Source organism: Oryzicola mucosus, from assembly GCF_014534685.1.
In the GTDB taxonomy this organism is placed as follows: Bacteria; Pseudomonadota; Alphaproteobacteria; order Rhizobiales; family Rhizobiaceae; genus Oryzicola; species Oryzicola mucosus.
Genome location: NZ_JACVVX010000012.1, coordinates 14,821 through 28,429, shown reverse-complemented (window position 1 = coordinate 28,429; position 13,609 = coordinate 14,821). Strand labels below are relative to the sequence as shown.

The following is a 13,609-nucleotide window of genomic DNA, read 5'->3' as shown; positions in this document are numbered from 1 at the left end:
GAAAAGGTAAGAGCGAACCGGCTCCTCGCCGGCCCGCCTTGTTGAACTTTACCTACATGTCACTTGCAGTCGGCGCGTTTGAACAGGCCCTGCTCGTTGACATCCAGAGGATTCAGGATGGGAGTGAGAACCTCGCGGCCTGCCAGGAAGTGGCTTTCGGCAGACGCCTTCATCGGCCCGGAAACTGTCGCTACCTTATCGGCATTGTTTTCGATCCAAGTCTTGATTTCTTCGGGATCAGTCCCGCCAGTCGCTTCCATGGCCGCCTTCATGACCATGATGCCGTCATAGGCGTAGCCGGAGATGGTTGGCAAAAGGCTGTCGTAGTTGCTGGGGTTGGCAGCCTTGAGGCGTTCCTTGAACTCGACGAACGGGTTTTTCGTCATGTCGTCGCCGGGGCAATAGGTCCAGCCGACATAGGCGACACCTGCGACTTTGTCGAACTGGTTCGGATCGGCAATCTTAGCTGCGCTGGCCGCTTGCATAACCGTTGCGTTCGGTCCGGAAAGGGGAACATCGTCCCACCCGATGTCGGCCAGATTGTTCATCAGGACACCGAGATCTTCGGGCGTGTTGGCCCAGATAACAAGCGAATCGGGATTACCGGATTTCAGGGACAGCAGTTGCGCGGTCTTATCTTCTGAGCGGAACGGGAATTCCTGGACGCCAGTGACAGTGGCGCCGCCTTCTTCTAAGTACTTCTTGATATAAGGCACACCGGAGAGGGCCTGTGCGCCGTTGTCGGTCAGAATGGCGGCCGTTTTTGCCTTCAGCACGTCGGTGACGTAATGGGCCATGTGGTAGCCTTGCGCGTCGGCGTTCGCCTGCACGCTGAAGTTGTATGGGCCCTTCTGAGGTGTAATTTCAAGCGAGCCGCTGGTCGAGATCTGCGGTATCTTGGCATCGGTGAAGACCGGCAGGACGGCCAGTGTACGTTGGCTGGACTGCGGACCGAACACTAAGTCGACTTTCTCTTGTGAAGACAGGCGCCGGGCCTCATTGACGGCGGCGGTCGGGTCGCTCTGATCATCGGCAGCGACTATTTCGACCTGGCGGCCCAGTATGCCGCCAGCCTTGTTGATTTCGTCGACCGCTAGCGTAACCCCGGCCTTCCCGTTAAGGCCGCTGATGGCATCACCCCCGGTGTGTGAAATAAGCAGACCGAGCTTGATAGGCTCATTTGATTGGGCCAGCAGCGGGCCGCTGATGCCTAATGCGCCTATGGCGACAGCACCCAACAAAGCGCGACGGCTCCAATTGAATATATTAGCCCTATTATATGATCTAGCCATGTTCTCCTCCTTAAGCTGACCAAGAATGTGCCGCGAACACAACGTAAGCTTCGCTGATGATCAACGGGGCGAGGCGGCTTGGAGCCCAGACATCACATCCGTAGTGTTGATGGTCATTCTCTTTCCTTGCTTCCCCAACCATGCGGATGTCGAACAGCCAGCGAACGAGAGGTGGTAGTCCCGCTATTTTGCGTTTTCTCAAAGCGCGTAAGGGCCTTGGGCGTTTCAAGGGTCACGAGGGCCGAGTCTCGACAACAACGGCAAGGAGGAAACGAATGGAAACCGGAGTGCTATCAGGACGACGCATTATCGTCACCGGGGCGGCGTCGGGCATTGGATTGGCGACCGCTTCATTGTTTGAGGCGAACGGCGCCCAGGTTGCGCGTTTTGATCGTGACGCGAAGGGACTCGAAATCGACGGCGGGCGTGGTCTCCGCTTCGTCATGGATCAGACCGACCAGACCGCCGTTCGCAGGGCAATATCGTTGGCCGTCTCGGATTTGGGCGGGCTCGACGGGCTCGTCAATGCGGCGGGAATTGCCGATGTGTCAGCAATGGAAGACGTGACGCTCGAACGCTGGAACCAAGTGCTCGCCATCAATCTGACTGGCCCGTTTCTTCTTAGCCAGGCGGCTTATCCTTATTTGAAGCAGTCGAAATCCGCGGCTATCGTCAACATCGCGTCCGCCAGCGGTATCTTGCCATCTGGAGCCGGTACGGCTTACGCCACGTCGAAGGCCGGCGTGCTGATGATGACGAAGAGCATGGCTGCGGAGTGGGGGCCGGACATCCGAATCAACGCCGTCTGCCCTGGCACAGTTGACACCAACATGCTGAACGGGCTGTTCGACAGGGACGACGCCTTCTACGATCGGATAAAAAAGACCTATGCGCTGCAGAGGATGGGGAAGGCTGAGGAGATCGCGCAGGCTGTGATGTTCCTGATTTCCGACCAAGCTTCCTTTGTCACCGGTATCAGTCTCGCCGTCGATGGCGGACGGACATTCCACTAAGAGAGAAATGCATGACCACACCCTTGCGTTCCGTCCGGCTTGGCACGAAGGCTGCGACCGCCCGTCCTGGCAGGGACGGGAGTACGATCTTGACGCTGGACGAGCCACTCAATTCCTATCCCGCGACACTGACCGATAGGCTCGTCAAATGGGCGATCGAAAAACCCAATCAGGTGTTTCTGTCGATGCGGCAGGACGATGGGAGCCTGACGGAGCTCACCTATGCGGATACGCTGAAGCGTGTCGAAGCTATCGCCACCGCGCTGATCTCCCGCGATCTTCCCGCCGACCGGCCGATCGTCATGCTGTCCGAAAATGACATCGAGACGGCACTGTTTGTACTCGGAGCTTTGCATGCCGGCGTACCCTACGCGCCGGTTTCGCCGGCGTACTCGCTCCTCTCGACTGATTATCTTAAATTGAAGGGCGTGTTTGACCTTCTCGATCCGCCGTTGATTTTCGCCGCAGACGGAGCCCGTTACGGACGTGCAATACGGGCTGTTGCCCGTCCGGGTGTCGAGGTCGTGACGGTTTTCAATCATCTGTCCGATCCCGCCTCAACACCATTCGAAACGCTTCTGAATAGCACTGACAAGCAGGCGGTGGAGCGCGCCCATGCGGCCATCCGTCCGGAGACGGTTGCGAAAATTCTCTTCACTTCCGGTACGACCGGATCTCCGAAGGGCGTCATCTATCCGCATCTCATGATGTCGAGCCAGCGTGAGCAAGTGGCGCAGACGTTCGCCTTTACGATCGACGAACCTGCCGTGATGGTTGACTGGTTACCCTGGCATCATACGTTTGGTGGAACGCAAAACTTCGGAACCGCGCTCTATTCAGGCGGCAGCCTCCGAATAGATACCGGGCGACCAACGCAAGAGTTAGTTGGGCCGACGGTCCAAAACCTGCGCGAAGTGGCGCCGACCCTCTACCTGAATACACCGCAGGGCTTCGCGACGCTGCTTCCCTATTTCCGGCGCGAACCGGAACTGCGGCGCAATTTCTTCAGCCGTCTCAAGCTGATCTATTATGGTGGTGCCAGCCTGCCATATCATCTCTGGGACGAACTTGACCGCATGGCGATCGAGACGATTGGCGCGCGCATCATGATTACGTCCGGGCTCGGTTGCACGGAAGCTGGCCCGGTACCGGCAAGTGCCAACTGGGATCCGGAGCGAGTCCCACTGGTGGGACTGCCGGTTCCGGGCGTGGAGATCAAGGTCGCACCGGTTCAAGGAAAATTTGAGTTCCGGCTGAAAGGCCCATGCGTCACGCCAGGCTACTGGAAAAATCCGGAGCTCACGAAGGCAGCTTTCGACGAGGATGGCTTCTATAGAACAGGCGATTCGGTGCGGTTCATCGAGCCGGGCCGCCCTGAAAAGGGCTTGCGCTTCGACGGTCGCCTCGCCGAAAATTTCAAGATCGCCAGCGGCACCTGGGTGCATGTGGCTGAGCTGCGCGAGCGCGCCATCGCGGCCCTCGCACCTCTGGTTCTGGACGCCGTCATCACCGCCCCGGACAGGGATTTTCTCGGTGTCATTGTCTTCCCGAACATGGACGCTTGTCGAAACCTGGCCGGGCTGCACGAGGAAGCATCCGACGACGAAGTGCTTACCGCTCCGGCCGTCGTAGAGCAATTGCAAAACGGCCTGGATCTCCTCGCAAGATCGGCAACGGGGGCGGCCAGCCGCATCCTCCGCCTCTCGGTGACGAGTGAGCCGGCGACGCTCGACACCGGCGAATTGACAGACAAGCGCACGATCAGCCAGAAGGCGGTTCTCCAACGCCGGCTCGGTGTCCTGCAGTCGCTCTACAGCGAGCCGGCGGGACGAGGAGTATTTATTGCGCGGGCCTAGCGTCCGCGAGGAACTTCGATGAACCGTTCGCTTTTCGCATCTTCGAGTGCGATGATCCTCGGTAATCTCGGAGTCGTGGGAGGCGGCTTCTTGATCGTTGCGCTTCTTCCTGACATCAGGCGGGAGTTGCATCTGTCAGCAACCGAGGCCGGTCTGCTGATTTCGATCTACGCCATTACCTACGCGATTTCCTCGCCGCTTCTTGGCTGGGCTGGCACTCGGCTTCCCTACAGGTTGGTCCTTATCACGGCGACCCTTATAGCGGCCGCCGGCTGCCTGATGGCGGCGCACGCGGATGGGCCTGGCTTCTTCATGGCGAGCCGCGTGGTCGCTGCGTTCGGAGCCGCGCTTTTCACGCCGACCGCTGCAGCGTTCGCGGTTTCGATCAATTCGCCGGAACATCGCGGCAAGGCACTTTCTACCGTTGCGCTCGGCGTTTCGCTGTCGCAGGTCATCGCGCTACCGGCAGCTTCCTTGGTCAACAACGTCCTAGGTTGGCGCTCGGCCTTCACCATCGCCGGAGGTTTCCTCGTCATGGTGGCGCTGCTTCTTCGTTTGGTCGCGCCTGGTCATACGCGTCCCCCAAAGCTTTCGCTGAATGTCTTCCGCGCGGCCCTGCTCAACCGACGGCTCATGGCCAATGCCAGCCTAACGGCCCTTTTCAGCGGTGCATGCAACATGATCTACGCCTTCCAGGCGGAAATTTTCATCGCCAATGCCGGTCTTACAGCGTCGACGCTGGGGGTAGTGCTTCTCTGTCTTGGCGTCGGTACGCTCGCCGGCACCTGGGTTGCTGGCCGAGCCATCGATCTTGTCGGAGCATCCAAGACGTTGACGGGGCAGGCGGTGATGATTGCCATCATCTGTGTGCCGATGACTTCGCTGCACTACAGCTTCAGTGCCGCCTGCGTGATAGCCGTGATTGCCGGTGGCTCGCTTTTCACACACATCGCGCCATTGCAGATGCGGCTCATCAGACTCATGCCGGCCGGGTCGGGAATGATCTTCTCGATCAATGCGTCGTTCATTTATGTCGGTAGCGCGATCGGCTCGCTCGCATCTGGCGGTATCGTCGATACTTTCGGTCTTGAATGGCTCGGCCCGAGCGCAGTCGCGGTTGTTGCAGCTGGGCTGATCTACATGCGGTTCCTCGACCGCCTGGCGGCTCGTCAGAAGGAGATCGTGTAGCCGCCGTCCACGTTGATTACCTGTCCGTTGATGTAGGCGCCAGCCGGCGACGCAAGCATCACCACTACACCGGCAATCTCGTCGGGGTCTCCGAGACGCTGCACCGTATTGCGGCGCATCTCCGCATCCATGAACTCCTTATTCTCGGTCATGCCGCGAGCCATGTCCGTCAGAATCGTTCCTGGCGCCACCGTGTTGACGCGTATCCCGTTTCGGCCGTGCTCTGCGGCGAGCGCGCGTCCCATCTGCATGTCGGCTGCCTTGGTAATCGAATAGGAATAGAACTTGTCGGAGCCGAAATGGCCGGCGATCGACGCGATCAGCACGATACGTCCAAAGCCGCGCTCGATCATGCCTGGCAGGGCCTGCTGGATCAGCCAGTGGTTGCCCATGACATTGGCATCGATGACCTTGCGCATCGCCTCGTCGCTGGTGCCCATCGCAGGGCCGACATAAGGGTGGATCGCGGCGTTGCAGACGACGATGTCGATCTGCCCCAGCCCCTCGACGCTTTTGGCATAGAGATGCTCGAGATCCTCGCGCCGCGAGACGTTGGCGGCGATGGGGATTGCGGCCTCGACACGGCGTCTGGCGTTGATCTCCGCTGCGGTTGCCGCGCAGGCATCCTCCTTGCGGCTGGAAATGATCACCCGCGCGCCATGCTGGACGAAACGATCGGCAATCGCCCGGCCGATACCCCTGCTCGAGCCGGTGACGAGGGCATTCAGACCGGACAGGTCGAAGAGGGAATCGGCGATATGGGTCATGCGGCGTCCTCAAGCATCTCTGCCAACCTTGTCTTCAGAATTTCTCGAGCCTCGGCCATCATTCGGTCGATGAGTTCACCGCAACTTGGGATATCGTGAATCAGAGCAGCGGCGAGCCCCGCGGTCCAGACCCCGCCTTCCATGTCGCCATCAAGGTAGACGGAGCGACCCCGCTGGCCGTTCACGAGCGGCGCAATGTCAGCGATCGTTAGCGCCGCGCCTTTTTCCTGCTCGATGCGATGTGCTTCCTCGGCAACGGAATTGCGGAAATATCGTGAGGTATTCTTCAGCGGGCGGTAGAGATGGATCGTATCCATCTCGTTCGCCTCAACAAGACGTTGTTTTACGTTTTCGTGGATCGGTGCTTCCTTCGTCGCCATGAAACGCGTCCCCATATTGATACCGTCGGCTCCGAGCATCAATGCAGCAGCGAGACCACGACCATCGCCAATGCCGCCAGATGCGATGAACGGAATTTTCAGCGCATCCGCCGCCCTCGGCAGCAGGATCAGGTTGGGAATGTCGTCCTCGCCCGGATGACCGGCGCATTCGAAGCCATCGACGCTGACCGCGGCACAACCGATCTTTTCAGCCTTCAAGGAATGACGAACCGAGGTGCATTTGTGGATAACCTTGGCGCCGGCATCGTTGAAGATAGGCATCAGAGCTTCGGGGCTCCGACCTGCCGTCTCGATGATTCGGACACCGTTCTCGACCGCAGCGCGCGCATATTCGTCATGGGCGATTGGACGCAGGGAGGGCATGATCGTGATATTGACGCCAAACGGCTTGTCCGTCATTTCCCGGCAACGGGCGATTTCCTTGGCCAGATCTTCGGGCGAAGGCTGCGTCAGAGCAGTCAAGATGCCTAGACCGCCGGCGTTGGAAACGGCCGAAGCGAGTTCCGCGCGGCCCACCATGTGCATGCCGCCCTGCACGATAGGGTACCTGATCCCCAGCAGTTCCGTGATCCGCGTCTTCATTGCAATTCGTCCTCTCTGAATTCCCAGCCGGCGTCGAGCCGGCCAGCATTCGACAATCATGGCCGCCATTTGGGAACGATGTACATCGAGAGAGCAAAGAAGACTCATATATGCGGATTGGATCGGCAACCTGCGGAGGGAGGGAGACGCCGCAGCTCCTTAACCAGACGCGCGCGGTTTCGACGACGACGTTCAGCCAGGCGGCATCAGAGAATTCCTTCCGTACGAGCCGAGGCATCTGAACACTGCTGTTTAGGAGATTGCTAACAGGCCATCCGGCTTTCGCCATCACCTTTGCCGAAAAAGCGGTCGATCTCCTCGTTCATCACGCGGACCAGTTCGTCTTCCCGCTCCCGAATGGTGCCCGTTGGCACGCCGATCCCGACGACGAGCGGCCTGTCGGTGCAAGCGGTGGGCATCAACATCGCAATGAGACTTGCACCTGTCACCACTTGATCGATGGAGACGAAGTAGCGCTTGCGCCTGATATCGGCCAGAGAAAGGAGCAGATCGCCGACCTGTATCGGCTCGGCATCGACCGTTCGATAAGCGTTGATGCGGTGGAATAATCGCCGCACGTCATTGTCGTCATACGCGCTGAGCAGCGCCGTGCCTACGCCCGAGCTTGCCAGTGGCTGCTTGGCTCCCAGGCGGATGCGGCAACCTGCCGAATTGCGGGGATCAAGTACCTGAATATATTGCGCATAATCCCCGTTTCTCGCGCCGAGAACCACCATCTGGCCGCTGCGCTTGGTGATCGCCTGCAGAAGCCGTGGAAGGCGTGCTTCTGCAAACAGGGTTGGGCTCATCCAGCAGCCGAGCAAAGAGACGCGGTCGGTGGGAATATAGGTTCGACGCAGGCTGTCGACCTTCACGTAGCCCAGCGAAACGAGGCTTTGAAGAATGGCAAGTGTGCTGGTTCGCGGATAGCCGAGGGCAGCGGCCACTGTCATGACTTTCATGGGACGGCGGACCTCGTCGAATAGTTCCAGAACTTCAAGCGTCCGCGCGACCGACTTGACGACATCGGCCCCGTCGCCGGCAGATTCGAAGTCTTCCAAAGACCTCATGCGATTCCTCCCATCACATGGTCGTCGGCGTTTCACCGCAAATCAAGAGAACACGTCACGGCCATCGAGATGGTTTTCACAAAACCCGGTGGTAGCGAAGGGTGACGGACCCAATCCGCACGGACGTGCTGATAAAGTCCAGGCTACCGCCCCGTCTTCTTGAATTGCGCCCACCGCTCCTCGGACCAATTCATCAGATCCATAACCCCGGCGCCGCCTCCGTTCTGCAGGTGCCGCCCGCCATCCATCACCACGGTTTCGCCGTTGATATAGCCGGCCTGATCGGAGAGCAAATAGCAGACAAGATTGGCGATCTCCGCATGATCTCCCGTGCGACGCAGGGGGATCTCCATTTCCTGCGCATAGCTCTTGGCGCCCTCGGGATACAGGTTTTCCCAAGCACCCTTGGTCGGGAAGAGGCCAGGTGAAAGGGTGACGGTGCGGATGCCGTGCGGCCCCCACTCCACGGCGAGGCTTTTCATCATCGCCTCAACGCCGGCCTTCGCGGCCGCCGAGGGGACCGTGAACGCCCGCCCGTGGTCACCTGCAGCCGACCCGATGCTGAGAATGACGCCTGGCTTGCCTTCGGCGATCCAGCGTCTGCCGGCGGCGACGCTGCAGTAGAAAGTACCGTGCAGTACAATGTTGAGAACGGAGTCGATCGCGCGCGGGGAAAGCGTCTCGGTCCTCGCGATGAAATTTCCTGCCGCGTTGTTGACGAGACCGTTCAATGGCCCTTCCTGCCATACCTGCTCGAACATCTCCTCGACCGCCCCGCTATCGCGTATGTCGCAGGCGATACCCGTGGCGTGGACATCATGCAGTTCGGTGATTTCCTGCGCCGTATTTACCACCACTTCGCCTCGACGTCCGCAGAGCACGAGGTCGGCGCCGAGTTCGGCCATGCGCAAGGCATAGCTACGCCCCAGACCGGTGCCGCCACCCGTGATGAGAAACCTCTTTCCCTTGAGTAAGTCCTTCTGAAACATATGTCCCCACCGTGATCTGCTGCACTTCTGCGGCAAGACTAACGCTCCTCCCGCCGCTGGAGGGCCTGTTTTTCGCAACTCCGGAAAAGCAACATGTATCCGACAAAATCGGCCCTAAACGAAGCATGTCTTGCGCATGGCAGGCTAGTTCGGGATCGATCGGGTCATGACATTACCTTTGACACGACACACCGACGGGACGTTAGGCGGTCTCGACTATATTCTGTCCCCACGGTCGATAGCCATCATAGGCGCCTCGTCGGACGAAAATCGGGTCGGCGGGCGGACGCTGCGTCATTTGCGTCAGTCGCGGTTCGATGGCCCTGTCTATGCGATCAATCCATCCCGAAGCGAGGTGCAGGGCTTCAAGGCCTATCCTCATATCGGAGATGTCACCGGGCCGGTGGATTGCGCCGTCGTGGCCGTGCCTGCGACGGATGCGGTCGCAGTTGTTCGCGAATGCGCCGCGAGCGGCGTGCGCTCCGTGGTGCTGTTCAGCGCGGGTTTCGCAGAACTAGGGCCGAGTGGCAAGGCAGCTCAGGACGAGCTTTCCGACATTGCCCGCACGTCGGGAATGCGTATTCTTGGCCCCAATTGCATGGGTGCCTACAATGCAGGAACCGGCGCCTACGTCACATTCGCAAACACGTTTATCTCGGGCTATGACGAAACCCGCAATGTCGCCCTCGTCAGCCAGAGCGGCGGCATCGGCAGCCACCTCGCCACAATCGCTCAGAACCGCGGCCTGATCTTTGGAAATTTTGTTACGACAGGAAACGAGTGCGACGTCGAGATCGGCGAAGTCATTGGAAGGTTCGCCGCCGATCCTTCCGTCAAGGTGATCGTCGCCTATATCGAGGGCGTCAGATCGGCAAAGAACTTTGTCGCGGCGCTTGAACTGGCGCATAGCAACCGAAAGCCCGTTATCGTGCTCAAAGTTGGACAAAGCGAGGAGGGCGCAAAGATCGCCTCATCGCACACAGCCTCTTTGGCCGGTTTCGACGCCGGCTACGAGGCGATCTTCCAAAAATACGGTGTCTATCGCGCCCGCACCATCGATGAGATGCTGGACGTAGCCTATGTGTGCAGCCGCGGAGTATTCCCGTCGACGAAGCGTGCAGCTGTGATGTCTTTGTCGGGGGGCGCGGCCGTCCAGATCGCCGATCTCGCGGTCGAAAAAGGTCTTGACCTGCCTGCCTTTCCTCAGGAAGTTCAACGCAAGCTTGTCGAGATCAGCCCCTCTGCGTCGACAAACAACCCAACCGACCTGACGGCCAACGTCGTCAACAGGCCAGAAATGTTTGAGGCTTGCCTCGAACTGATGAGCAGCGACTGCGAGATGGTGATGGCCTTTGTCACCGTGGCGATCCAGGCGCAAGGGTTGGCGCAGCCTCTTCTCGATGCCGTGCGGCGCGTTAGGACGCGAAATCCTCGCAGCGTACTTTTGATCTGCGGTGTCGCGCCGCCGGAGATCGTGCGGGAATACGAGAATTCCGGCTGCCTCGTCTTCGAGGAAATGGCGCGCGCCGTCAACGCCCTCGCTGCACTCGCCGACATTTCGGCGGGCTTCTCGCGTACCCTGGAGCATCACGCGGCGGACCTTGGCTTTTTAAAGCTTCCCGTTGGCGTTCAGCTTAATGAGGTCGATGCTAAGGCGGTGCTGAACGGCATCGGCATCCAAACGCCGCGAGAGAAGGTCGTCGAAAGCGCCGACGTCGCCCGTTTCGCCACTGAATCAATCGCTTTTCCGCTGGTGGTCAAGGTGATTTCCCCAGATATCCAGCACAAGACAGATGTCGGCGGTGTCGTCCTCGGTGTTGCGTCCGCCGAAGCTACGGCGGACGCGATCGACCGCATTTCCGCCTCGGTGAGACGCGCCCTGCCGGAAGCCAGGATCGACGGTTATCTCCTGTCTGAAATGGTGCCGAAGGGCATCGAATGCATCGTCGGCGTTACCGCCGATCCTAAGTTCGGTCCGATGATCATGTTCGGGCTTGGCGGCGTTGCGGTGGAGGTGTTCAAGGATGTGACCTATCGGCTGGCGCCGGTCAGCCGGGCAGGCGCAATGGAGATGATCCGCGACATCCGCGGATATCCGCTTCTAGCGGGTCATCGCGGTGCCCCCGCCGCCGATCTGGAGGCGCTCGCCGTTGCGATCGCAGCAGTGTCGCAACTCGCGGCACGCAATGCCGACCATATCGCCACCGTCGAAATTAACCCGCTCCTCGTTTTCCCCGCCGGACAAGGCGTCATGGCGCTGGATGCATTGATTGCGACTGACGGATGACTCCAGAACGGCAGAACCGGCCGCAATTGTTGTCTCGAAGTAGGGCGAATTTGACTGAAATACCGCCCGTTCATGGGCTTTTCCAAGGAGGAGTGAAATGAGGAAATCTCTGGCCACTATCGGTTTGGCGATGTTGATCGCCACCAATCTGCACGCCGCGGACAATTGGCCCAGCAAGCCTGTCACAATCGTGATCCCATCCCCTCCGGGCGGATCGTCAGACATGACCGTGCGCGCCTTCGCGGAGCCGATGGGGAGAGATCTGAAACAGCAATTCAACGTGGAATCGGTCCCGGGAGGAGGCGGCCACATCGCCAATATCAAAGTCGTCAACGCGAGGCCGGACGGCTACACAATCGGCATGATCACGGCCGCGACGCATGGCATCGCGCCCTCGCTGTACAAGAACATGCAGTATGACCCGATCGCCGACTTCACCTATGTCGCGCGCTTCGTGAGCATTCCCAACGTCGTTATCGTCGCGAAAAATTCCAAGTACAAGACGATTGCCGACCTGCTCGCGGACGCTAAGGCCAATCCCGGCAAGCTCAGCTTCGGCTCGCTGGGACCGGGAACGACGACACACCTTACTGGAGTGGCCTTTGCCAAGACTGCGGGTATCGATGTCCTGCATGTCGGTTACAAGGGCGGCGCCCCGATGCTGACCGGCATGCTCAGCGGCGAGATCGATTTCGGCTTCGACCAGCTTGCCGGCTCGATCGGCCAGATTAGCTCCGGCGAAATCCGCGCTCTCGCTGTAACCACTAAGGATCGGATCGCTCGCCTGCCGGATGTTCCGTCCGTTGCTGAAAGCGGGCTCGCAGGATTCGCCTTTGCAACATGGTACGGACTTGCTGGGCCGAAGGACATGCCGAAGGAGATTGCCGACAAGTTCGCGAACGAACTGAAAAAGGTGATGGCCGATCCGGCTGTGATGGAAACCTATCGTCGGCTGGGCGCCGAGCCTGCTTTCCTTCCGACGACGGAATTTCGTGAGTTCGCCGCGAGCGAAATCACGAAATGGGAACCTGTAGTTACAGCGACTGGAATCAAGCTCGACTGATCCAGAAGGCATGGCGTCCCGCAGACGCCATGCCTTTCCAACCTTTGTCCAGGAGCGTGTTGTTCAAAAACGATCTGCTGGCCGATATCAAGGGCTGATACTGTCTGCGGTCAGATGTGCAACGATCGGATACTCTGCCGGGAACACCGGGTTTAAAAACCTGACCCTAATGGATAGTTTTGAGTTGCGGATGTTTCCGCATCGCTCCGCTACGTCTAAAATCAGACAGTATCTTCCAGACCACATTCCATCCCTTCGCCTGGTTATAGAACAGTCAAGCGCTGGTCTCATTCTCCGGGGGCAAGCGGCACAACATTTCGCAGCATTCCATTCTGGACAACCGTCGCGACAGCGCGGCCCGCAGCGTCATAGATCTGTCCTTGGACCAGACCTGTCCCTGCCGATGTTGACGGGCAGAACTGGTCATAGAGCTGCCACTCGCAGGTGCGTGTCGGACGATGGAACCACATCGAGTGCTCGATCGAAGCGAGCATCTGACTCTTGTGGGCAAAACTCAGGCGGTTGACGCTGACGGTGAGCCAGAGTTGGGTCACGTCGGAAAGATAAGCGAGCGCGCAATCGTGCAAGGATTGGCTCTCGCCGGCCATGTTCGCGGCGCGATGCCAGATGCGTTGCCGCGAGGGGTCTGGAAGCGTGCCGGTCTTTACAGATTGACCTTCCACGGATCGTATTTCAATCGGCCCTATGAACCATCCGGTGAGGTTTTCGGGGGGCGGGACCTGCGGCATCGACGCGGAAAAATCCGGTGCCTTGCTGTCAGGCTCGATGAAGGTGAGGAAAAGCGCAATTCGCTCCTTACCGGCTTGCAATCCAACAACGCTTCGGCGCGAGAAGCTGCGGGAGTCGCCCTCGGGCGAAACGATGAACTCCATTGGCTCGGCAGGCACCACAGGCCGCACGAACCGGGCGTGAAGCGCGTGGATGGAACGGTCCTCGGATACAGTCTGTTGGCCCGCTCGAAGTCCAAGCGCCATCGTGTGGCCACCGAAGCCACGGCCCGGACTGCCGGGGCCGCAAAGGCCCTCGAAGCGGTTGTTCCCGACTTGCCTGACCTCCAGCATCTCGGCCAGCGTCGGGTCG

Annotated in this window: 11 protein-coding genes; 5 read left to right on the top strand and 6 right to left on the bottom strand. The window is 59.5% G+C overall.

Translation table 11 applies throughout. The features are described 5' to 3' along the window. Positions 1-59: 59 nt before the first annotated feature. Positions 60-1,238 (bottom strand): ABC transporter substrate-binding protein, encoded by a 1,179-nt coding sequence (locus ICI42_RS22145; RefSeq protein ID WP_188166787.1) that lies wholly within the window; start codon positions 1,236-1,238, stop codon positions 60-62. A gap of 329 nt (positions 1,239-1,567) precedes the next feature. Between ICI42_RS22145 and ICI42_RS22140 the strand changes: the two genes are divergently transcribed. The 3 genes from ICI42_RS22140 to ICI42_RS22130 all read left to right on the top strand — a co-directional run bounded on the left by ICI42_RS22140 (position 1,568) and on the right by ICI42_RS22130 (position 5,349). Beyond that, entirely contained in the window at positions 1,568-2,305 is a 738-nt protein-coding gene (locus ICI42_RS22140; RefSeq protein ID WP_188166786.1) for an SDR family NAD(P)-dependent oxidoreductase, read from the top strand. A gap of 89 nt (positions 2,306-2,394) precedes the next feature. After that, positions 2,395-4,161 carry a feruloyl-CoA synthase gene (locus ICI42_RS22135; RefSeq protein WP_188166785.1) on the top strand — a complete coding sequence of 589 codons (1,767 nt, stop codon included), beginning with the start codon at positions 2,395-2,397 and terminating at the stop codon, positions 4,159-4,161. 18 nt (positions 4,162-4,179) lie between these two features. Further along, positions 4,180-5,349, top strand: a complete 1,170-nt coding sequence (locus ICI42_RS22130) for an MFS transporter (RefSeq protein ID WP_188166784.1) — start codon at positions 4,180-4,182, stop codon at positions 5,347-5,349. Here ICI42_RS22130 and ICI42_RS22125 read toward each other — a convergent pair. The 4 genes from ICI42_RS22125 to ICI42_RS22110 all read right to left on the bottom strand — a co-directional run bounded on the left by ICI42_RS22125 (position 5,331) and on the right by ICI42_RS22110 (position 9,158). Further along, positions 5,331-6,116, bottom strand: a complete 786-nt coding sequence (locus ICI42_RS22125; RefSeq protein WP_188166783.1) for an SDR family NAD(P)-dependent oxidoreductase — start codon at positions 6,114-6,116, stop codon at positions 5,331-5,333. The two genes, ICI42_RS22130 and ICI42_RS22125, sit on opposite strands and share 19 nt — an antisense overlap. Continuing rightward, a complete protein-coding gene (locus ICI42_RS22120) occupies positions 6,113-7,099 on the bottom strand; it encodes an NAD(P)H-dependent flavin oxidoreductase (protein WP_188166821.1) in 987 nt (328 codons plus the stop codon). The genes ICI42_RS22125 and ICI42_RS22120 overlap by 4 nt, the downstream gene beginning before the upstream one ends. A 263-nt stretch (positions 7,100-7,362) precedes the next feature. Beyond that, positions 7,363-8,160, bottom strand: a complete 798-nt coding sequence (locus ICI42_RS22115; RefSeq protein WP_188166782.1) for an IclR family transcriptional regulator — start codon at positions 8,158-8,160, stop codon at positions 7,363-7,365. A gap of 152 nt (positions 8,161-8,312) precedes the next feature. After that, the gene (locus ICI42_RS22110) at positions 8,313-9,158 is read right to left on the bottom strand and encodes an SDR family oxidoreductase (protein ID WP_188166781.1); all 846 of its coding nucleotides are present in this window, start codon (positions 9,156-9,158) and stop codon (positions 8,313-8,315) included. Between the two features lie 166 nt (positions 9,159-9,324). Here ICI42_RS22110 and ICI42_RS22105 point away from each other — a divergent pair, with 166 nt between their 5' ends. After that, entirely contained in the window at positions 9,325-11,445 is a 2,121-nt protein-coding gene (locus tag ICI42_RS22105) for an acetate--CoA ligase family protein (protein WP_188166780.1), read from the top strand. Between the two features lie 97 nt (positions 11,446-11,542). Next, positions 11,543-12,508 (top strand): Bug family tripartite tricarboxylate transporter substrate binding protein, encoded by a 966-nt coding sequence (locus tag ICI42_RS22100; protein WP_188166779.1) that lies wholly within the window; start codon positions 11,543-11,545, stop codon positions 12,506-12,508. A 287-nt stretch (positions 12,509-12,795) separates the two neighbouring features. Here the strand turns inward: ICI42_RS22100 and ICI42_RS22095 are convergent, their stop codons facing one another. Further along, positions 12,796-13,590 (bottom strand): acyl-CoA thioesterase, encoded by a 795-nt coding sequence (locus ICI42_RS22095; protein WP_269140808.1) that lies wholly within the window; start codon positions 13,588-13,590, stop codon positions 12,796-12,798. Positions 13,591-13,609 lie beyond the last annotated feature (19 nt).

Coding starts and splice junctions, on each gene's coding strand:
- ICI42_RS22140 (WP_188166786.1), top strand. CDS start 1,568: ATGGAAACCGGAGTGCTATCAGGACGACGCATTATCGTCACCGGGGCG.
- ICI42_RS22130 (WP_188166784.1), top strand. CDS start 4,180: ATGAACCGTTCGCTTTTCGCATCTTCGAGTGCGATGATCCTCGGTAAT.
- ICI42_RS22125 (WP_188166783.1), bottom strand. CDS start 6,116: ATGACCCATATCGCCGATTCCCTCTTCGACCTGTCCGGTCTGAATGCC.
- ICI42_RS22120 (WP_188166821.1), bottom strand. CDS start 7,099: ATGAAGACGCGGATCACGGAACTGCTGGGGATCAGGTACCCTATCGTG.
- ICI42_RS22110 (WP_188166781.1), bottom strand. CDS start 9,158: ATGTTTCAGAAGGACTTACTCAAGGGAAAGAGGTTTCTCATCACGGGT.
- ICI42_RS22105 (WP_188166780.1), top strand. CDS start 9,325: ATGACATTACCTTTGACACGACACACCGACGGGACGTTAGGCGGTCTC.
- ICI42_RS22100 (WP_188166779.1), top strand. CDS start 11,543: ATGAGGAAATCTCTGGCCACTATCGGTTTGGCGATGTTGATCGCCACC.
- ICI42_RS22095 (WP_269140808.1), bottom strand. CDS start 13,590: ATGCTGGAGGTCAGGCAAGTCGGGAACAACCGCTTCGAGGGCCTTTGC.